Source organism: Chryseobacterium sp. WX (genome assembly GCF_029542485.1).
Taxonomy (GTDB): Bacteria; Bacteroidota; Bacteroidia; order Flavobacteriales; family Weeksellaceae; genus Chryseobacterium; species Chryseobacterium cucumeris.
In genome coordinates, this window is sequence record NZ_CP120710.1 from 5036320 (window position 1) to 5057912 (window position 21593).

16 protein-coding genes are annotated in these 21593 nt (G+C 37.9%); 10 read left to right on the forward strand and 6 right to left on the reverse strand.

All coding sequences use genetic code 11. The features are described from left to right. Positions 1-228 precede the first annotated feature (228 nt). From folP to ilvA, 7 genes are all read left to right on the forward strand, one after another. Positions 229-999 carry a dihydropteroate synthase gene (folP, locus tag PZ898_RS23180; RefSeq protein ID WP_277695617.1) on the forward strand — a complete coding sequence of 257 codons (771 nt, stop codon included), beginning with the start codon at positions 229-231 and terminating at the stop codon, positions 997-999. A gap of 369 nt (positions 1000-1368) precedes the next feature. After that, the gene (ilvE, locus tag PZ898_RS23185) at positions 1369-2241 is read left to right on the forward strand and encodes a branched-chain-amino-acid transaminase (protein ID WP_062671254.1); all 873 of its coding nucleotides are present in this window, start codon (positions 1369-1371) and stop codon (positions 2239-2241) included. Positions 2242-2421: 180 nt separating this feature from the next. Beyond that, positions 2422-4104, forward strand: a complete 1683-nt coding sequence (ilvD, locus tag PZ898_RS23190; RefSeq protein WP_277694349.1) for a dihydroxy-acid dehydratase — start codon at positions 2422-2424, stop codon at positions 4102-4104. Positions 4105-4110: 6 nt separating this feature from the next. Beyond that, positions 4111-5835 (forward strand): biosynthetic-type acetolactate synthase large subunit, encoded by a 1725-nt coding sequence (gene ilvB, locus PZ898_RS23195; protein WP_277694350.1) that lies wholly within the window; start codon positions 4111-4113, stop codon positions 5833-5835. Between the two features lie 11 nt (positions 5836-5846). Beyond that, positions 5847-6128: a hypothetical protein gene (locus PZ898_RS23200; RefSeq protein ID WP_110009245.1), complete on the forward strand. Its 282-nt coding sequence runs from the start codon at positions 5847-5849 to the stop codon at positions 6126-6128. Positions 6129-6175: 47 nt separating this feature from the next. Then, on the forward strand, positions 6176-7222 hold the full coding sequence (ilvC, locus tag PZ898_RS23205) for a ketol-acid reductoisomerase (protein ID WP_277694351.1): 1047 nt from the start codon (positions 6176-6178) through the stop codon (positions 7220-7222). An 11-nt stretch (positions 7223-7233) separates the two neighbouring features. Further along, positions 7234-8496, forward strand: a complete 1263-nt coding sequence (gene ilvA / locus PZ898_RS23210) for a threonine ammonia-lyase (protein ID WP_062671245.1) — start codon at positions 7234-7236, stop codon at positions 8494-8496. 598 nt (positions 8497-9094) lie between these two features. Here the strand turns inward: ilvA and PZ898_RS23215 are convergent. The 6 genes from PZ898_RS23215 to alaS all read right to left on the reverse strand — a co-directional run bounded on the left by PZ898_RS23215 (position 9095) and on the right by alaS (position 19977). Beyond that, positions 9095-10564: a M20/M25/M40 family metallo-hydrolase gene (locus PZ898_RS23215; protein WP_277694352.1), complete on the reverse strand. Its 1470-nt coding sequence runs from the start codon at positions 10562-10564 to the stop codon at positions 9095-9097. Positions 10565-10572: 8 nt separating this feature from the next. Then, positions 10573-10809: a hypothetical protein gene (locus tag PZ898_RS23220; protein ID WP_277694353.1), complete on the reverse strand. Its 237-nt coding sequence runs from the start codon at positions 10807-10809 to the stop codon at positions 10573-10575. A 75-nt stretch (positions 10810-10884) separates the two neighbouring features. Next, positions 10885-13212, reverse strand: coding sequence for a hypothetical protein (locus tag PZ898_RS23225; protein ID WP_277694354.1), 2328 nt, complete (start codon positions 13210-13212; stop codon positions 10885-10887). A 304-nt stretch (positions 13213-13516) separates the two neighbouring features. Beyond that, positions 13517-15331: a cytochrome-c peroxidase gene (locus tag PZ898_RS23230; protein ID WP_277694355.1), complete on the reverse strand. Its 1815-nt coding sequence runs from the start codon at positions 15329-15331 to the stop codon at positions 13517-13519. A gap of 69 nt (positions 15332-15400) precedes the next feature. Next, positions 15401-16876 (reverse strand): hypothetical protein, encoded by a 1476-nt coding sequence (locus tag PZ898_RS23235; RefSeq protein ID WP_277694356.1) that lies wholly within the window; start codon positions 16874-16876, stop codon positions 15401-15403. 497 nt (positions 16877-17373) lie between these two features. After that, positions 17374-19977: an alanine--tRNA ligase gene (gene alaS / locus PZ898_RS23240; RefSeq protein ID WP_277694357.1), complete on the reverse strand. Its 2604-nt coding sequence runs from the start codon at positions 19975-19977 to the stop codon at positions 17374-17376. Between the two features lie 253 nt (positions 19978-20230). Here alaS and PZ898_RS23245 point away from each other — a divergent pair, with 253 nt between their 5' ends. The 3 genes from PZ898_RS23245 to PZ898_RS23255 all read left to right on the forward strand — a co-directional run bounded on the left by PZ898_RS23245 (position 20231) and on the right by PZ898_RS23255 (position 21579). Beyond that, positions 20231-20785 carry a sigma-70 family RNA polymerase sigma factor gene (locus tag PZ898_RS23245; protein ID WP_277694358.1) on the forward strand — a complete coding sequence of 185 codons (555 nt, stop codon included), beginning with the start codon at positions 20231-20233 and terminating at the stop codon, positions 20783-20785. A 6-nt stretch (positions 20786-20791) separates the two neighbouring features. Further along, positions 20792-21061, forward strand: a complete 270-nt coding sequence (locus PZ898_RS23250) for a hypothetical protein (RefSeq protein ID WP_277694359.1) — start codon at positions 20792-20794, stop codon at positions 21059-21061. An 80-nt stretch (positions 21062-21141) separates the two neighbouring features. Further along, positions 21142-21579, forward strand: a complete 438-nt coding sequence (locus PZ898_RS23255; RefSeq protein ID WP_277694360.1) for a DUF417 family protein — start codon at positions 21142-21144, stop codon at positions 21577-21579. Positions 21580-21593 lie beyond the last annotated feature (14 nt).

Consider the following 21593-nt stretch of genomic DNA (forward strand, 5'->3'; position numbering starts at 1 on the left):
CCTCCAGCTTCCAACTTCTATCCTCAATTTAATCTCTTTTTAAAACTCATAAATCACTAATTTTGCAGCACAGAAATCATTCATCAATTATCAATTATCATTTATAAATCATCATCTCTCAATACTAAACTCATGCTTTCCAACCTTCCAGCCCTCCAACCCTCCAACTCTCCAACATACTCAATCAACTGCAACGGTCGTTTAGTACAACTGGACACCCCAAAAATCATGGGAATCCTTAATATGACACCGGATTCTTTCTCCGATGGCGGAAAGTTCAATAATGAAAAATCAGCATTAAAGCATGCTGAAAAACTGTTGAAGGATGGAGCAGAAATACTGGATATTGGCCCTCAGTCTACACGTCCCAATGCCGAATTTTTAAGTGCTTCCGAAGAAAAAAACAGAATTGGAAATCTGATTTCTCTGATCAAAAAAGAATTTCCGGAAGCCCTGATTTCCCTGGATACTTTTTATGCAGAAACAGTGAAATTTGGATTTAATGAAGGAATTGATCTGATTAATGATATTTCTGGAGGTCAGTATGATACAGAAATGTTTGATACAGCTGCTGAAACGAGGTTGCCTTACATTCTGATGCATGTAAATCCTTCTTATGAAACCATGCATGATAAAATAAAATTTGAAGATATTACGCTGGAAGTGAACCAGTATTTTGCTAAAAAAACAAAAGAACATTTAGAAAAAGGAGTGAATGATATCATTCTTGATCCTGGTTTTGGCTTCGGAAAAACAGTAGAAGATCAGATGAAAATGATCCATGAAGTTGAATATCTGGGATTCGGACAATTTCCTCTTTTAATAGGTATTTCCAGAAAGTCATTTATCTACAAACCTCTTGGAAAATCACCGCTGGACATCAATGAGGAAACACAGAAACTGCACATGAAAGTATTGGAACAGGGAGCTAAAATTTTGAGGGTTCATGATGTGGCTGAAGCGAAGGAAACACTGAACCAGTTTTTACGAAAAAAATAAAAAGTGCAAAAAAAACTTGTGAGTAATTAAAAAGTTTATACATTTGCAATATGAATTTTACGAATCAGAAAAATATTATTGTCATTTCTATTATTGCTGTTGTCATTAACAACAGTAAGGAAACGGCATTTTAAATAGATTTTAATTTAAATTATATATAAAACCGTTTCAAACTATGAAACGGTTTTTTTGTTTTTAATTTTTTATAGTATAAAAGTATGTATCAGTTATTATCAGTAATTATTATCGTCATTATTATTCCCTTACGGCTGTGAGAAGGAACATGTATGACTGTACATATATTGAGCCCTCTCACACTGTGAGAGGGCTTTTTTTATTCCCATTACTAATTTTTTAAACCTCTATAACATGTATTACAACGACGACACGACCATCTACTTTGACGGAAAATTTATGAAAGCGAAAGATGCCGGAACAGATCTCTACAGTCAGTCACTTCACTATGGGTACTCTGTTTTTGAAGGCATCAAATCCTACAGCACAGATCATGGAACTCAAATTTTCAAAGCAAAAGAACACTACGAAAGACTTAAGAGATCGGCAGAACTCATGCATATTCCTTTTGATTATTCCGTAAATCAGCTTACAGAACTTACCTATGAACTTCTGGATCGTAATGGATTTACAGATGCTTATATCCGTCCGTTGGTTACGTGTTCGCCCAATATGTCACTCTCAAAAGGACAAAAATCTTATCTGTCACTTCTTGCCTGGGAATGGAATAACGGCTATCTGGCAGATAAAATGAAAATCATGACTTCCCCTTTTCAACGTCCTAATCCTAAGGCTTTCAAGGTGGAAGCCAAAGTAGGCGGACATTATGTAAACTCCATATTGGCCTGTCAGGATGCCAAAGACAAAGGATATGATGAAGCACTGGTTCTGGATGAAAACGGAAATGTTGCCGAAAGCTCAGGTGCGAATGTTTTCTATGAAAAAGACGGGGTTTTATATACTCCGGCTAAAGGAAGTATCCTTCCGGGAATCACAAGACAAACCGTTATGGAGATCTGTAAAGAGCTTGACATTCCTGTAAAAGAAACCTTTTTTAAACCACAGGAAATGCGTGGTGCAGATGCAGGATTTTTCTGTGGTACGGCAGCAGAAATTGTTGCCCTTGATTCACTTGATGATGTTCCTTTTACCAAAGATTGGGAAAACACAGCAAGTGGGAGAGTACAACAGGCATATTTAAAATTAGTAAGAGTTCTGTCATTGTAAATATTATGAATTTAAATATTTGATTATCAGTTGAATGGTTCTATTTTCTTAATAATTGAATATTGTAGTTTTTAGAAAAAATGAAAATGAAAAGAATATTACAAAATGTAGTTTTGGATCAAAATTTAGTAAAGAACTCTATTTGAAGAAAGGGAAAAGAATAGAAAATGTAGGAAAAGTATGTTAAATAAATATTCAAAAACATTCACGCAAAATAGCGAACAACCCGCAGCCAAAGCCATGTTGTACGGGATAGGATTTACAGAAGAAGATATGCATAAGGCTCAGGTCGGAATTGCCAGTATGGGCTATGACGGGAACACTTGTAATATGCATTTGAATGATCTGGCTCAGGTCGTAAAAAAAGGAACATGGAATCATGGATTAGCCGGATTGATTTTTAACACCATCGGAGTAAGTGACGGAATGAGTAATGGAACAGATGGAATGCGCTATTCTCTGGTAAGCCGTGATGTAATTGCAGACAGCATCGAAGCCATCTGTGGAGCACAATATTACGACGGATTAATCGCATTGCCGGGATGCGACAAAAATATGCCGGGAACCATCATTGCGATGGGAAGGCTGAACAGACCATCCATCATGGTGTACGGAGGAACGATTGCTCCAGGTTGCTATAAAGGTGAACAGCTTAATATTGTTTCTGCTTTTGAAGCATTGGGGAAAAAGATTGCAGGAGAAATTACGGAAGAAGATTTTGATGGGGTTGTGAAAAATTCCTGCCCCGGAGCTGGTGCATGTGGTGGAATGTATACAGCCAATACAATGGCTTCCGCGATAGAGGCTTTAGGAATGAGTCTTCCATATTCTTCTTCCAATCCAGCTTTAAGCAAAGAAAAACAGGAAGAATGTCTTGAAGCAGGAAAATACCTGAAAATATTATTGGAAAAAGATATTAAACCTTCGGATATCATGACCCGCAAAGCTTTTGAAAATGCGCTGCGCATGATTGTTATTCTTGGAGGAAGTACCAATGCCGTTCTGCATTTTATAGCTATGGCAAAAAGTGTGGGAGTACCACTTACTCAGGATGATTTCCAGAAGATGAGTGATAAAACTCCGGTACTGGCAGATTTAAAACCAAGCGGGAAATACCTGATGCAGGATCTGTATGAACACGGAGGAATACCATCCGTCATGAAATACCTTTTAAATCAGGGATTATTACATGGGGATTGTTTAACGGTAACCGGAAAAACAGTTGCAGAGAATTTAGAAAATGTTCCCGATCTGGATTTTACGACTCAAAAAATTATTAAACCATTATCAGAACCTGTAAAAGAAACAGGGCACCTGAGAATATTATACGGAAATCTTGCTGAAAAAGGAAGTGTAGCCAAAATTACAGGAAAAGAAGGGGAGCGCTTCGTAGGAAAAGCCCGCGTATTTGATGGCGAAAAAAATCTAATCAGAGGAATTCAGGATGGAACCGTACAGCATGGCGATGTCATTGTCATCCGTCATGAAGGTCCGAAGGGAGCTCCCGGAATGCCGGAAATGCTGAAACCCACCAGTGCTCTGATTGGAGCAGGACTGGGAAGCAGTGTCGCTTTGATTACTGATGGAAGATTCAGCGGAGGAACTCATGGTTTTGTAGTAGGACACATTACTCCCGAAGCGCACGAAGGAGGTTTGATAGCCTTTGTAAACGATAATGACCTGATTGAAATTGATGCTGTCAACAACACCATACAGCTCAAAGTTTCAGAAGAAGAAATAGAAAGAAGAAAAAAAGGGTGGCAAAAACCAGCTCTTAAAGTACAGAAAGGATTGCTTTATAAATATGCATTAACCGTATCATCAGCTGCAGAAGGCTGTGTAACAGATGAAATCACTCAATAAAAAAATATGGAAAATCTGAATCTATCAACAGAAATACAATTGAGCGGAAGCCGGATTATTCTTGAAGCATTTCTTCAGGAAGGGGTGAAAACCGTTTTCGGATATCCGGGAGGTGCCATTATCCCTATTTATGATGCCCTTTATGATTATAAAGAAAATCTGAAACATATATTGGTACGCCATGAGCAGGCAGCAGTACATGCAGCACAGGGCTTAGCAAGAGTCTCAGGAGAAGTTGGTGTTGTATTGGCTACCAGCGGCCCGGGAGCTACCAATCTTGTAACAGGATTGGCAGATGCGTTATTGGATAATACCCCTTTGGTCTGTATTACAGGACAGGTTTTTGAACATCTTCTCGGTACCGATGCCTTTCAGGAAATAGATGTGATGAACGTTACAAGTCCGGTTACCAAATGGAATTATCAGGTAACCGATGCTAATGAACTTCCCGAAGTATTGGCAAAAGCATTCTACATCGCAAAGTCAGGCCGCCCTGGTCCTGTTCTGATTGATGTTACCAAAAATGCCCAGCTGCAGTCTGTTGATTATAAAGGATATTCTCCATGTTCTTCACTGAGAAGCTATAAACCCGATCCTGATCCGTGTTTTGATAGTATTGAAAAAGCAGTACAGCTGATCAATAATGCTGTAAAACCATTTATCATCGCAGGACAGGGGGTTATGTTGGGGAAAGCTGAAAAGGAGTTCTTACAGTTTGCAGAAAAATCAGGAATTCCGGTAGCATGGACGGTTCTGGGAATGAGTGCTATTCCAACTTATCATCCACAAGCGGTGGGAATGGTAGGAATGCACGGAAACTATGGCCCGAATATATTAACCAATGAATGTGATGTTTTAATTGCTGTCGGAATGAGGTTCGATGATCGCGTGACCGGAAGACTGGATCAATATGCAAAGCAGGCAAAGATTATTCACCTGGATATTGATAACGCAGAGATTAATAAAAATGTAAAAGTAGATGTTCCCGTTCTGGGAAACTGCAAACATACGCTTCCTCTTCTTACAGAAAAGATCGTAAAAAGAGAACATCATCACTGGCATAAAAGATTTAAAAAATGTCATGAAATTGAAAGCATCAATCTGATTCATAGGGAGCTCTACCCTGAAGAAGGTGAGATTACAATGGGAGAGGTTATCCGCGAGTTGAATGAGATCACAGATGGAGAAGCAATTATTGTAACAGATGTAGGACAGCATCAGATGGCGACATGCCGATACTCTCAGTTCAAACATTCCCGAACCAATGTCACAAGTGGTGGGCTGGGAACCATGGGATTCTGTCTTCCCGCTGCGATAGGAGCTTCTTATGCAGAAACAAACCGTCCTGTTATTGCTGTGATGGGAGACGGAGGAGCTCAGATGAATATTCAGGAACTGGGAACCATTATGCAGTATCATCCGGAAGTGAAGATCTTAATTCTGAATAATTGCTATCTGGGAATGGTAAGGCAGTGGCAGGAATTGTTTCACGAAGAAAGATATTCCTCCGTAGATATTCAGAGTCCCGATTTTGTTCAGGTGGCAAAGGGATATAATATTCCCGGAAAAAAAGTATCCGAGAGGGAAGACTTAAAATGGGCGCTCCGTGAAATGTTGGATCACAAAGGATCTTTCCTTCTTGAAGTAATGACAGGAAAAGAACACAATGTATTTCCGATGATCCCTCAGGGAAAAAGTGTTTCGGAAATTGTATTAAATAATAAAGTTTAAAAATAAAAAAGATGAAAACAGATCATAAAGAATATACCATTACAGCGTATACAGAAGATTATTTAGGATTGATCAGCCGCATCAATGCTATTTTTTCAAGAAGAAGAATTTCTATGGTGACCTTCAATGTAGGACCCTCAGAAATGGAAAAAGTAAAAAAGTTTGTTATTGTTATCAGAGAAACAGAAGATTCTGTTCAGAAGATCAGCAGACAAATGGAAAAGCAGGTAGACGTTCTGGAAGTACATTATCACAGAAATCCATACCTGACAGCAGTAGAATATGCAAGCTAAAAGCAAAAATTAAACATCACAATCAATAATAAATAAAATCAAAAAAAATGGCAAAATTGAATTTTGGAGGAGTAGAGGAGAATGTAGTAACAAGAGAAGAATTTCCGTTGGAAAAAGCTCAGGAAGTATTAAAAAATGAAGTCGTAGCAGTGATTGGTTATGGAGTACAGGGACCTGGACAGGCTTTAAACCAAAAAGATAATGGAATTAATGTGATTGTAGGGCAGAGAAAAAACTCCAAATCTTGGGATAAAGCAATAGGAGACGGATTTGTACCGGGAGAAACTTTATTTGAAATCGAAGAAGCACTGGAAAAAGGAACTGTTATCTGCTATCTTTTGAGTGATGCCGCACAGATAGAATACTGGCCGAAAGTAAAACAGCATCTTACCCCAGGAAAAGCATTGTATTTCTCTCATGGTTTCGGAATCACATTCAGCGAGCGTACTGGAATTGTTCCTCCAGCCGATGTAGATGTATTTCTGGTAGCTCCTAAAGGTTCAGGAACTTCATTGAGAAGAATGTTTCTGCAGGACAGAGGTTTAAACAGCAGTTTTGCCGTTTATCAGGATGCTACAGGAAAAGCCAGAGAAAGAGTAACAGCATTGGGAATTGCGATAGGAAGCGGATATCTTTTTGAAACCGACTTTAAAAAAGAAGTTTACAGTGATCTAGCCGGAGAACGCGGAACGCTGATGGGAGCCGTACAGGGAATATTTGCTGCTCAGTATGATGTATTGAGAAAAAATGGACACAGCCCTTCTGAAGCCTTTAATGAAACCGTAGAAGAATTGACTCAGTCATTAATGCCTTTGGTAGCAGAAAACGGAATGGACTGGATGTATGCCAACTGCAGTACAACCGCTCAGAGAGGAGCTTTGGACTGGTGGAAACGTTTCAGAGATGCTACTTCGCCTTTGTTTGAAGAGCTGTATGACAATGTAGCCAAAGGAAACGAAGCACAACGTTCGATTGATAGCAATAGCAAACCGGATTATCGTGAAAAATTGGAAGCCGAACTTGCAGAACTGAGAGAAAGCGAAATGTGGAAAGCAGGTAAGACGGTACGAAGCCTGAGACCCGAAAACAATTAATTACTAAACAGATGATGAAAGAGGAAGTAAGTTCCTCCGTTCTAGAGAATGTCTATAAAGCGGAGGAACGATTAAAAGATGTAGTGGTAAAAACACCTTTAGCTGTGAATAATAATCTGTCAGCTATTTATGAGTCTAATATTTGTTTTAAAAGAGAAGACCTTCAAAGGGTCAGATCCTATAAAATAAGAGGAGCCTATAATAAGATGGCCACCATGTCTGAGGAAGAACTTTCAAAAGGTGTTGTTTGTGCCAGCGCCGGAAATCATGCCCAGGGCGTTGCTTTTGCATGTCAGACCATGAAGGTTAAAGGAACGATTTTCATGCCTTTGCCAACTCCCGGACAAAAGCTTGAACAAGTGAAAATGTTCGGTGGAGAATACATTGATGTTGTTTTATTTGGAGACACATTCGATGAATCTAAAGATGCTGCGATGAGGTTTTGTAAAGACCATAACAGCGTATTTATCCATCCTTTTGATGATCCGGCAATTATTGAAGGACAGGCAACAACAGCACTGGAGATTCTGGAACAGACAGAAGGTGTGGTTGATTATCTTTTTGTTCCGATAGGCGGCGGGGGATTGGCAGCAGGAGTCTGTACTGTATTTCAGCAGTTGTCTCCGCAAACAAAGATTATAGGTGTAGAACCATCCGCAGCAGCAAGCATGAAAAAAGCCCTTGAAAAAGGGAAACCCGTTCTTCTCGAAAAAATAAGCCGTTTTGTAGACGGTGCAGCCGTACAGCAAGTGGGAGATCTCACTTTTGAACGTTGTAAAGATGTACTATATGATATGGCTACAGTAGATGAGGGACTTGTCTGTGAAACCATATTGTCACTGTACAACAAAGATGCTATCGTGGTAGAACCGGCGGGAGCACTTTCAGTAGCAGTATTGGAAAAATATAGAGAAGAAATAAAAGGTAAAAACGTAGTGTGTATTATCAGCGGGAGCAATAATGATATTACCCGTATGGAAGAAATCAAGGAAAAAGCATTGCTTCATGCAGGACTTAAGCATTATTTTCTGGTCAGATTTCCACAGCGTCCCGGAGCATTGAAAACCTTTGTAATGGATGTACTGGGACCTGATGATGACATCACTTATTTTGAATACACCCAGAAAAATTCAAAAGAAAAGGGAATAGCAGTCGTAGGAATTGCTCTGAAGCAAAACAAAGATTTCATTCCTTTAATTGATAAAATGAAACAATATGATTTCTTTGTCAACTATCTGAACAATGATCCTTCTCTGATGAATTTGCTTATTTAAAAGGATTTAGATGTAAAAAGAGACCTATTTTTTTGATGACATTGAAAAACGACATAAGAAACTGAAGCGTTAAGAAAATGAATTCTGTGAACGTTAAAAAAACTCTATTGTTTGAGTGCGGGACAACATATGATTCTCAACATAGAGTGTTTCCGCACGAGTTTAGAGTTTTTAGAGAACAGATTTCATTTTTAGTTGAAGTTTCTAAGTCTTGAATTTTTGTTTCTTTTGTTTCAAGACAAAAGAAATATGATGAATTAAAAAAATTAACGGTTTCCAATCATAATCAATATTAAATTATTTCGTATTTCAGATTCTAAAAACACAATGATGAAAAAAGCTTCACACTCTGTGAAGCTTTTATGTTTCTGGCAATATCAAATGACATAAGAAAGTGAAGCGTTAAGAAAATGAATTCTGTGAACGTTAAAAAACTCTACTGTCTGAGTGCGGGACAAAATATGATTCTCAACATAGATTGTTTCCGCATGAGTTTAGAGTTTTTAGAGAACAGATTTGATTTTTAGCTGAAGTTTCTAAGTCTTGAATTTTTGATTCTTTTGTTTCAAGACAAAAGAAATATAATTCTTTTTATAAATTATCTTTCAAGCGAAAAATTCGAAATTACTTTCGGACGTTCTGTTTCATTAGCTACTTTCCAGGATGTTCTGTACATCCATTCAGTCATTTTATAAAGCTTTTTGTAATTGATATTTTCTGATTCATCCTGTGGAGTATGATACTGATCGTGCAGTACACTTGTGAAGAATATTGCAGGAATTCCAATCTTAGCATACGGAAGATGATCACTTCTGAAATAAAAATACTCAGCATGGCTTGGAGAATCCCAATCTTTAAGGTATTTGAACTTTGTACTTTCATTGTTGGCATCTTCGGCCATTTTTACCAGCTCTTCAGAATTTTTGTGAGGAGTATTTCCTCCTAATAGAGCAGCTTCATTATTGTCATTTCTTCCGATCATATCACCATTCAGAACGGCTACAATTTTCTCTTTCGGAACAACAGGATGGGCTGCATGCCATCTTGAACCCAGTAATCCTCTTTCTTCAGCGCCATGGAAAACAAAAAGGATGCTTCTTTTTCCCGGCTGTTTTTTGTAAGCTCTGGCCATTGCTAACATGGCAACACAAGTACTGGCGTTATCATCAGCACCGTTGTAGATCGTGTCATTCTTTACAGGATGTCTGATCCCGTCATGATCCTGGTGTCCGCTTAACAGAACATATTCATTTTTAAGAACAGGATCTGTACCATCAATTTTTCCGATAATATTTACTGAAGGGTATTTGTAAGTTTCAGTGATCAGGTTCAGAGAAGCTTTAGGATTGTTTTTTACCCAGCTGGCATTTTCTCTTTTGATCCACACAACAGGAATATTATTGGTGATTTTTTCTCTTAATCCTTCTACGCCATAGCTTCCTCTTGTCATTTGAGGCAGTACTTCTACCCAGCTTTGCTCGGAGATATCATCGGTGATGAAGATAATGGCTTTGGCTCCCAGTTCAGAAGCTTTATTGTAATATTTATTTCTTACAAATCCGGGATATCTTCTTACAAAAAGTGTCATATCTTTTGAAATATTCTTGTCAGAAGCGTTTACAGCAAGAATTTTTCCTTTGATATTCAATTTCGCAAGCTCTTCAGGCTCTGCGTTTCCGGCATACACTATGTCAGCATCTAATGAAGCGTTTACAGGTTCAGCGACAAGGAAATCTTTCCATAATTTCAAACTGGTATCTCCGATTTTCAGGCTGCTTTGTGGAATCACCTGATGCCTGTACATATCAAAAAACTGGAAAAATGTTCCATTATCTCCGGCAGGTTTCATTCCGGCTTCCTTCGCTTTGTCAGCCAACCACATAGAAACTTTCAATTCATCCAGAGTTCCGGCTTCACGGCCCCAGAACTGGTCTGCAGCAAGCTGATACATATCGGTGCGGAGATCAGATTCTTTGATAGCAGAAACTAAAGGTTTTTTATAATTCTGAGCATTTCCGAGGGTAAACAGGAAAAGGCTTAACAGAGAAAAAATATAATTTTTATTCATAACATTGCTTAATTAAATTCAGCTAGTTTCTCTGAAAACTGTTTTGAAAATTCTTTTCTGTCTTCTTCCAGTTTTTCCTGTGTAGAAGGTAGAATATAATTAAAAAGGATCTTGTCTTCATTGTCCAAAAAGATAATTTCCTTTTCATTTCCATCGATCATCTGTGAGAAAATTTCCCACATCGAAGTGTCTTTTAATTTTAATAATTCAAAAAACTGTTCTGCTTTGATTTCGATTTTCTGCATGTTCTTTTTTATATAGTATCGTTGAATATTTCTGAATTCTCATCCAAAAATAAAGATTTTGTATTTTCCGGACGATTAAAACTCGAGAAATTTCAGCTTAAACTGAATGGCGAAGTTTTCCTTGAAATGTGGCGTTGCATAATAGCCCACTCTGTAGAATACCCCAAGATTAAAATAGCTGGAAAGGAAATTATTCCATTCCACACCGACTTCCTGATACAGGTGATCCAGTTTTCTGAATTTAAACTGGTGGTATTCCGGATGTTTCATATCTCCTATAGTTCCTCTTAAGACAAAATCAAAGCTGGAAACATTGTGTCCGAAACTTTTCAGATACCATGGAAGTTTATGCGTAAAGTAGTATGCAACAAATCTGTCATTATAGTATTTCCCACCTTCCAGTGTTGCAAACCCAAGATAAGAAGTAAGGTTAAAATTAAAATCTTTGCCCGGAGACGCAAGTCCGTTCATCGTAAAGTTTTTCCAGATAGGCGCCCCACCAAGAACAAGACCTCCATATAATCGGAACCCTGTAGTTCCGATCGGTGTTTTGAAATTATGAACAAACAAACCATCAAAACGGGAATAATTAAAATCCCCCTGCAGTATTTTGTAACTCTGCTCATAATTAAAATACAGTTCAGGATATTTCTGATCAATCAGAGATTTTCCCTGAGGGGTCATAATATTGGTAGAATTCGGAGAATATTTCAGGGTGAAAAGGGTATTGAAGTTTCTGTAAGATGTTCCCCGGTCTCTGAACTGATAATCGAATTCAGCTTCTTCTGTGTTTCTTCTTACGGCAAGAGCAACGGTAAGTCCGTTGGTGACATCGTTCAGGTAAGATAATGACATTCCTTTAAAGTGGAAATACCGGTCATTATTCAGATTATTCCCGAAGTTCATCATTCTCATCTTGAAATTCCACATCTTTCGGTTGAATTCTCCGGATGCTGTTACATCATCATACACTTCAAATCTGAAAAAGGAATTCTTTTCCAGTGTGGTTTTCATATCAAGCCCCATTCCGTACTTCCATTTTCGGTCTTTCACACCATATGCAAAATAGTAGTCCGGTGAAAAATAAGGGTTGAAATTTTCATTCAGCTTGGCTTTTAAACCTAATCTGAAACCTTCATAGGAGTTATAATTGACAATTTCATCCACAGCAAAGTCTACAGAACCGACTCTGATCTGTCCGTTCAGTAAACCTGATAAAATCTGCGCTTTGCTGTCGATTTTATATTTTTTACCTAAACTGTCGATGGTTTTATAGGTATTTTGTTCCCTTTCGGTAAGGGGATCTGTCCTGTAGCGGTCCAGAGATTGACCGTCAATATTTTTTACCGAGAAAGTATAGCCTTTAAAATCCTTTGGATCTTCTTCAATAGGAGATTCGAAATCAAAATATTTTGAGGTAAGGAAAGCATAGGTCCCGAAGCTTTTTTTGTCTTTCTTATCATCGGCATGCACTTTGTCATCCATGGCCATTTTACCCATTTTAAGCTTGGCTTTTTCATGGGCAAGGAACCATTTGTTATTGTAGAATACCCAGGTACTGGTAATAATTCCTTCGTTTTTATTTTTACTGAAATTCTCGATTTTTTTGATTCCGTACGTTTCGGTGTCTACATAAATAGCACCGTTATACTTTCGTTTTCTGTCCGGCTTTTTGTAATTTACCTCACGGAAGCGGATTACAAAGTTTTTCCTTCCGTCAAGGGTAACCGTATCTGAAAGAAAGAATCTGTAAAGTCCTCTGTTTTCGGGTTTTATCTGTTCGGGAACAACATCCCTGTTACTTTGCTGTAGCGCGATCATTTCGTAAATAGGCTGCTTCAGACCGGAGATTCTGTTGTCCAGAATATTGATCTTTTCACCATACTTCTTAGAGTACAAAAACTCCTGAGCCCTTTCCCAAAGGAAGAGTTTGCTTTTTGAAAATATTTTTCTTGCGTTGATATTATTCAGCGAGTCTTTTTCCCTTTTTTTCTTGAAAATATTTAAATCATTAAAATACTGATTAAACTGCGAAAGACTGTCCTCATCAATATCCAGAGAGATTTTTTCGTAGGATTTGTAGGAGTAGGACCCTAAACTTTTGGGTGAGTTTTCTTTGAATAATTTATTGACTTTTTTAAGAATTTCCAGAGCCCTGGGATCACTTTTGTCTTCAATAACAACCGCTTCAATGTTGGTTGTCTGTGATGTTTTTTTTAGCAGGGAAACTTCCATGCTGCTCTCAACTGTGATACTTTCTCTCTGATAAGAATCTGCATCTATATCAATGTTTTTGCATCCGGTTTTAAACTCCAGAATACCCTGTTCATTCGTATATCCGATAACTGCATTGTCACAGGATACCTTTGCTTTATAGACAGGCTTTTGGCTGGCGTCATCCACAACCTTAATTTTTGATTGTGAATACCCCAAAAAGCAGATCAGAAAAAATAATAACAGTAAACCCCTTTTCATGTAAAAAAACTACGTCAAAAATAATGATATTTATTGTTGTAAAAAAGTTTTTAACAGAGTATAACATTGATTTAATCTAATGTTTTCATGGACTTTCCAAAGGTAAAATCAAACAAAGAAATGAGCCGCATAGTCTTTCTGTTTTACCTGAATTTCTAAATAAAAAACTCCTTTGCAGTTAAAGCCCAGGAGTTTTAATGGTTTTTCGTTGTTTTGTGTTTTAGAATCGTATTTATTGATCATCCAGCGCTTTCATAAAATCAATAATATCATCAATTTCCTGATCGGTAAGCTGTAACGGTGCGTCGGAAAGTGTCTGATTTTCCAGTTTAAATCCAAAAGCTTTTCCACCGCCTTTGTTATAGAAATTCATCACTTCTTTCAGGGTTTTATACCCGCCGTTGTGCATATAAGGAGCTGTTTTGTTAATATTTCTAAGTGTTGGCGTTTTAAAGGAATGCTGCAGGGAAGAAACTGTTTCATGGAATTTTCCCCGTCCCGGATCTGTGTCAAATGCTTTATTTTCTCCGTTCATTGCTGCTCCCAGGACTTCCTGTTCTGTTTTTTTGAAATTCGGAGGCACTGTTCCATTGAATAAGGGAAGGAAATGACAGATGGCACACTGGGCTTTCCCCGCAAAAAGATTGAAACCACGCTTTTGATTGTCTGTCATCGCTGATTTATTTCCTCTCATATATTCATCAAAATCAGAGTTGAATTTTGCCAGAGAGCGGATATAGCTTGCCAATACATTCTGAAGCTGCCAGACCTCGGTTTTTTGTGAATGATAGATCTTTTTAAATGCGGCCTGATAGTTTTTATCCTGGTTGATTTTGGCAAGAATAACATTCAGATCACCGTGCATTTCTTCTTTATTGGAGATTACATCAGAACTCTGTCCTTCCAGATCATCCTTTCTCATATCCCAAAACTGGCCATGCTGATAGCCTGCATAATTGAGCGAAGGGGTATTTCTTGCCAGTTCCGAATTTTCAAGGGACATTGCTTTGCTTAGTCCGTCTGTAAAAGCTTTCTCAGGAATATGGCAGGTGGCACAGCTCCGGTTGTTATTATTCGACAAAATTTTATCATTAAAGAGTTGGTGCCCAAGAGCAGCTTTTTCTTCAGAGTAGGCATATCCTTTTCCCGGAATAAAGGCATCAGGATTAAAAGCATTTTTACTGAAAAAAGTAGCTGCATTTTTGTTTAAAGCGGTCGTTACGTCAACATCGGGAATATTCTCCTGCTTTTTAAAATCCAGCATCAGGGTTGTGATTTTATTCAGATGATCCGGAATGAAATTCACGTAGTCAAACGTATTTTTGTCTGTGTTTTTCTTCAATACTTCAATGGCTGAACTGATCTCTGCCACAAGACTTTTTAAGGCTTTATTTTTCGAACGATCAGTGGAGATCTGTTCCAAAGTTTCTTTTATTCCTTGCAGAGAAGATGGCATTTCCTCTAAAAATACTCCTGAAACGGGTGTGTCAAAACCAGAAATTCCTAAGCTGGAAATTCTGAAAGCCTCCTGTCTTAAGGCATCAAAGACCTGATCTTTACTGATGGTAATAACCTGAAAGTTGGTTTCTATGGTATTGCTTTTATTGATGAGCTTATTGAGCATCCGGATTACTTCTTCTTTATTCGCTTTTTCGTAAGGGTAGAACATCTCTTCCAGCACCTGTAAACCTTCAGGCTCTATTTCAGTATGTTCATCCATTTCTATTTCGGGAAGGGCAGGGCCGTTGATAAACCTTGCAGAGTGGGGAAGGAAGTATTCTACAGCCCATTCCATTTTTTTGTATGTTTTTCGGATATCCTGGAATTTCTCCTGAAGAAGTTTTTCATCAGCATCTTTAGCAACAAGAGCCTTCAGTTCATTGATCTGTTTTTCAAAATCAGCATTGGTTTTGATGATCCTGTTTTTTACAGAACCAAGATCTTCGTATATGGGCTGCTGCTTATCATTTTTGCAATGGTAAAGCGTAAAAAGTGCTGCTGCACAGTATAAGAAAAGGAGTATCGGGTATTTTGAAAGTTTACTCATAAGGATGAAAAGTATCAACAGAGGTTTTCTATTGATACTTTAATTGAATTTGATATGAAGGAATTAAAACTATTTTTCTACGTTTCTGATGATAACAATCTGTCCGCCTTCTTTATTAGTGTTGATTCCTGAACCGTCAGGATTTTTGAATTTATCCAGCTGCCAGGTATGAGAGTGAATATTCACAGAGAAGGTATTAGGGATTCCGATGATGTCTGAAATATCAACCATTGCCCCGAACTCCCATGAACCGTACTTCTGCAGATCTCCGGATTGGTTGTATGCTGTCTGCCATGCAGAGTCACCTCTGTTGTGCCTCATATTCAGCCACGGTTTGTATTGTTTGGTGGCAATATTCAGCTGCCAGATATAAGAATCGTGATTGGCATTTTTGTAATAAGAATCTCCGTCTTCCTGGATGTATACAAAGTTTTCAGTCACACATAAGTTGTCAGGATTGATCAGATTATTTCCCGGATTAGAATCACCTTCAGCCACCACTTCCAGTTTTCCTGTCAGCATATTATTGGCGTTCAGAACAAGCTTATAAACTCTTCCCCACATGGTTAATCCGGCTTTTGGATTTACACCGTCAGAAGATTCACCTGTAGCGGTAAAGTAGATTTCTCTTCCTTTTCCAGCTCCTTTTCTGTAATCTACATCTTCCACTCTTGAAAAACGGATCGCATTATTGTCAATATTTTTCTGGTTGATTTGAGCTCCGGTAAGGTTTTTAGCGTTAGGAATTTCTACGAACTCTACGTCGTAGCTGCTTCCTTTCGTCATATCTGTTTCCGTATAGTTGCTGTTGGTTCTTTTTAAAGAATACAACTTACCGTTATCAAGATCTCCCTGTGTATCTGCTACATACATAATCAACTGTCCTGCAGACTGGTGAGAAGAAGAATAAGACTGGTCTTCACCAATGATGATATAGGTTTTTCCGTTAGAAACATCTTTAGGAAGCGGAACTGCATTTTCCATAGAAGCCTTTCCTAATGCCGGTTTTACCCTTGATTTATCAGTTGCCTGAGACACTGGTGCCAAAGGGTTTAAAGCATGTACCATACTTTCTTCACCTGATTCTCCGGCGGTAAGGAATGCACTGAAACCATGAATTTCCGGAGTTGCCAATGTAGCGGAGCATAATCTTGTCATTCCTCCGGTTCCGTTTAAGATATATTCTCCCTTTACAGGCTTAAAAGTTTTGTCTAAATAGACTCTTGATACCGATTGCTTGATCTCATGGTTGGTGATCATCAGATAGCCGTCTGAGTTTGGATCTTTCATAAGACCCATTCCATCCGGCTGGCCTCCGAAAACGAAATCGGGAGAACCTGGAAGAACGTCAGAACTGGAAATAAGGGTAGTTATATTTAAATTTTCAAAATCTTTCATTCCATAAACGAAAGCGGGTTCTTTAGAAAAATTTTCAAGTTTGATTTTATCATTGACAGGAGTGTCAGAGTTACCGTTGTCATCATTGCAGCCTTGAAATACAAGAGAAGCAAAGACCAGCGCTCCAATAGTTTTGTTTATTTTCATAATTATATTTTTTGAATTTCGATTATGGCAAAACTAAAGGTCTTGTATTAACTGAGTTTTAAAAAGATAAAACAAATAGTTTAAGATTAAGTAATGGTTTGTTAAGATAAGATCAATAATTAGAACGGATATAAATAGAGAGACTTTGATGAAAATATTGATTATAGTATGAGTCTTTTTTGCGATCCTTAGCGTTAAATAAAAACATATATCCGGCCTATATAATTTTTCAAAATTATTTTCATCTCCCGCTGATTTCACAGATTACGCAGATGCTTGTGGAAAATCTGCGTAATCTGTTTCATCTGCGAGAAATAAGAATAGTACACACGCTTCGTCAGAATCAATGAAATTGATTCCGTTCTTTGCATCCTGAAATTATAAGGTATTATAGAAAAGACTTTGCGTTAAAATGATATGATATGCACTAAAAACAACCGCGGCTGTCTCAATTCTGAGACAGCCGCGGTTTAAAATTTATAATAGAGGTTTCTATTTTAGATATTCAAAGCTTTTTGGTATGCGTTTTCTAACCCTTCGAGGTTTTTACCACCAGCTGTTGCAAAGCCAGGGTTTCCACCACCGCCACCTTGGATTTCTTTAGCAAGGTCTTTTACGATAGCTCCAGCCTGGTAATCAGCAGCAAGATCATCAGAAACTCCAACGGTAATCATTGGTTTTCCGTCTGCATCAGAAAGAATAATCGTCACTGAAGTCGGGATTTCTCTCTTCAGCTGGAAAACGATGTCTTTTACAGAACCTGCATCCAGAGAAGTTTTCTTTACTAAAAGCTGTTTGTTGCCTTTCTGCTCATATGAATTCTTCCATTCTCCGATTTCTCCTTTTGCTTTTTCCTTTTTAAGAGCATCTACTTCAGCCTTCAATGAAGTATTTTCTTCGATCAGTTTTTCGATCGATCTTACCACATCTTTAGACTTTAATAACTGAGAAAGTTCAGTGATCTGTTTTTCAAGATTGTTAAAATACTCCTCAGATTTGTCTCCCGAAATAGCCTCAATTCTTCTGATTCCTGCAGCAGCAGAACCTTCGGAAGTGATTTTAAAATGGCCGATTTCGCTGGTGTTTTTTACGTGAGTTCCCCCGCAAAGTTCTTTTGAACTTCCAAACTGGATCATTCTCACACTGTCACCATATTTTTCACCAAATAAAGCCATTGCTCCTTTATCCAGAGCTTCCTGAATCGGAATATTTCTGAACTCCTGTAAAGCAATACTTTCTTTGATCTTTTTATTTACTTTTTCTTCAATAAGTGCTAATTCTCCCTCAGTCATTTTGTTGAAATGAGAGAAGTCGAAACGAAGATAATCAGGACCTACATAAGAACCTTTCTGTTCTACGTGAGTTCCTAATACCTCTCTTAAAGCCTCGTGCAGAAGGTGAGTTACAGAGTGGTTGGCCTGAGAATTTTTTCTTTCGGAAGCGTTTACTTTAGCATAGAAAACAGCACCAGCATCTTTAGGAAGCCCGTTGATCAATGAAATGATTAGTCCGTTTTCTTTTTTGGTTTCCAACACTTCAAAGCTTTCAACCGCATTCTCAAGAACACCTTTGTCTCCAACCTGTCCACCTCCTTCAGGATAGAAAGGAGAGCTGCTTAATACCACCTGGTAAAATTCTCCGTCTTTATTTTCTACCTTTCTGTATCTTGTGATATAGGTTTCGGATTCAATTTGATCGTATCCTACAAAGTTTTCATCTCTTTCCTCCAAAGTAACCCAGTCGTAAACTTTCTGGGCAGAATCAGCTTTTGAACGAAGCTTCTGTTTCTCCATTTCAGCTTTGAAACCAGCTTCATCAATTGTTAATCCTTTTTCCTCAGCAATAATTCTTGTTAAGTCATCAGGGAAACCATATGTATCATACAGTTCAAAAACTTCTTCACTTGGTAATACTTTCTGGTTATTGCCAATGGTCTGCTGGATCAGTTTTTCTACTCTGATCAGACCGTTTTCAATAGTTTTTAAGAAAGAATCTTCTTCACTTTTGATCACTTCAGCAACAAGTTTTCCCTGTTTTTCGATTTCCGGGAAGAAGGTTCCCATCTGCTCCTGCAGTACAGCTACCAGTTTGTAAAGGAAAGGCTCTTTCATATCCAGGAATCGGTAAGAATAAGAAATTCCTCTTCTTAAAATTCTTCTGATAACATATCCCGCACCTCCGTTGGAAGGCAATTGTCCGTCTGCAATAGCAAAAGAAACTGCTCTGATGTGGTCTACCACAACACGGATGGCAATATCTTTTTCGTCTTGTAAAATTCCGGTATATTTTTTACCTGAAAGTTCCTCAACTTTAGCAATAAGAGGAGTGAAAACATCCGTATCATAGTTGGAAGACTTCCCTTGAAGTGCCATACAAAGACGCTCAAAGCCCATTCCCGTATCTACGTGCTGAGCAGGAAGCTTCTCTAAAGATTTATCTGCCTTTCTGTTGAATTCCATGAAAACCAGGTTCCATACTTCAACTACTTGAGGGTGGTCATTATTTACCAATTCAAGTCCGGAAATTTTCGCTTTCTCTTCAGGTGTTCTCAAGTCAACATGGATTTCTGAACACGGTCCGCATGGTCCGCTTTCACCCATTTCCCAGAAGTTATCTTTTTTATTTCCGTTGATGATTCTGTCTTCTGAAATATGAGATTTCCAGAAATCGTAAGCGTCCTGGTCTCTGTCCAGATTTTCTGAAGCATCACCTTCAAAAATGGTAACGTATAAATTTTCTTTTGGAATTCCGTATACTTCAGTCAGTAATTCCCAGGCAAAAGCAATAGCCTCTTTTTTGAAGTAATCCCCGAAAGACCAGTTTCCCAACATTTCAAACATAGTGTGGTGGTAAGTATCTCTCCCTACATCATCCAGGTCATTGTGCTTCCCTGAAACTCTCAGACACTTCTGTGTATCGGCAATTCTAGGGGCGGTAGGGGTTTTGTAGCCAAGGAAAAAATCCTTGAACTGCGTCATTCCGGAGTTGGAAAACATAAGGGTAGGGTCGTCTTTCAGCACAATAGGAGCTGAAGGAACGATTAAATGCTCCTTACTTTTAAAATAATCTAAAAATTTTTGACGTATCTCTTGTGATGTCATAGTATTGCTTTTGCTTTTTTAGTATCAAATTTTGATAAGATGCAAATTTACTATTTTTAAGCGATTTGTAATAATTTTATGCTATGTTTTGAATGGTGCCCGGCTTTGGATATGGATGTGTCCTAAACCTCACGGGTTTTCAAAACCTGCGAGGTTTGAGACGGCTATAATTTGTAATAATCTATCTTGTTTTGCATTTTCCGGCTTAACTTACTACCTTCGCTATGATTTTAGATAAGGCAAAACACTTTCAATGACAAAAGATGAAGAGCTGAAAAGCTGGATAGAACATTATTCAGGGCCGCTTTTGAAACGGGCACTGTATGTACTTTCGAATAAAGAAGATGCACAGGATGTGGTTCAGGAAGTTTTTCTTGCAGCTTATTCTGCTTATGATTCTTTTGAAGGGAAAAGTAATGCGCTTACGTGGCTGATGGCTATTCTGAATAGAAAAGTTGTAGATTTTTACCGGAAAAAATACAAATCGGAACCCAATATCCGACTTGATCATTTTTTTGATGAAACCGGATCATGGAAAAATAATGATGTTTTAAATGACTGGAATGTTTCTGGCGATGGAGATGAGCTTTTAGACAGTACAGAATTTAATAAAACATTGGAAGAATGTATTGAAGAATTGCCCTCCAAATGGAAGATTCTGTTGAAAATGTATTATATCGAAGAAAAAAAAGCACCGGAAGTAAGTCAGGAATTGAATGTTTCCACGACTAATCTTTGGAAGATTTTGCAGAGAAGCCGCATGCAGCTCAGAGAATGTCTGGAGTTTAACTGGTTTTCAAAATCATAAGAAATCATGATACGAAGAATACTACATATATTATTTTTACCGTGCAGTGAAGCTACTTTACTGATGGAAAAAAGGAATGCCCAATCTATTTCTGCCAGAGAAAACAGGATGCTCAGTATGCACCTGATGATCTGTAAATGGTGCAGGATGTACAATGAAAAGCTGGCTCTTCTGGATAAAGCTTTTAAAAGGACTTTTTCTGAAAAAGAAACTGAAATTAATGATTCTGAAATTCAGGACTTTAAAAATAAAATGATCGATAAATTAAATTTCTAGGATAATTTCTGTCAGGATTTTAAAATAGCACCGACTATACTTTTGAAAACAATAAAGTATTCATTTAAAATCTTAAAAATATGGTCGGAACAGTACAGGAATCTAAAAATCAATTAACCCGAATCGGGTATTATATTTCGCTTTTCGGAGCAGCACTTATTTTACTGTGGATTGGTATCTTCAAATTCACTCCCACAGAAGCAGCTGCAATAAAACCTTTGGTAGAAAACCATTTCTTAACTTTTTTCGTATATAAAATTATAAGCGTCCAGACAGTGTCAAATCTTATCGGAGCGATAGAAATTATCATTGCCTTACTCCTGATATTTAGTGCGAAATTTGCTGTATTGAAAAAGTATGCAGGGATAGGAATGATCGTAACCTTTCTGGTGACATTAAGCTATTTGTTTACAACACCGGGAATATGGAAAATAGTGGACGGAGTTCCTGTGACGGATTTCTTTATTTTAAAAGACCTTATGCTTTTAGGATTTGGATTCATGATCGTTTCAAAATAATAAGTAATGAATAA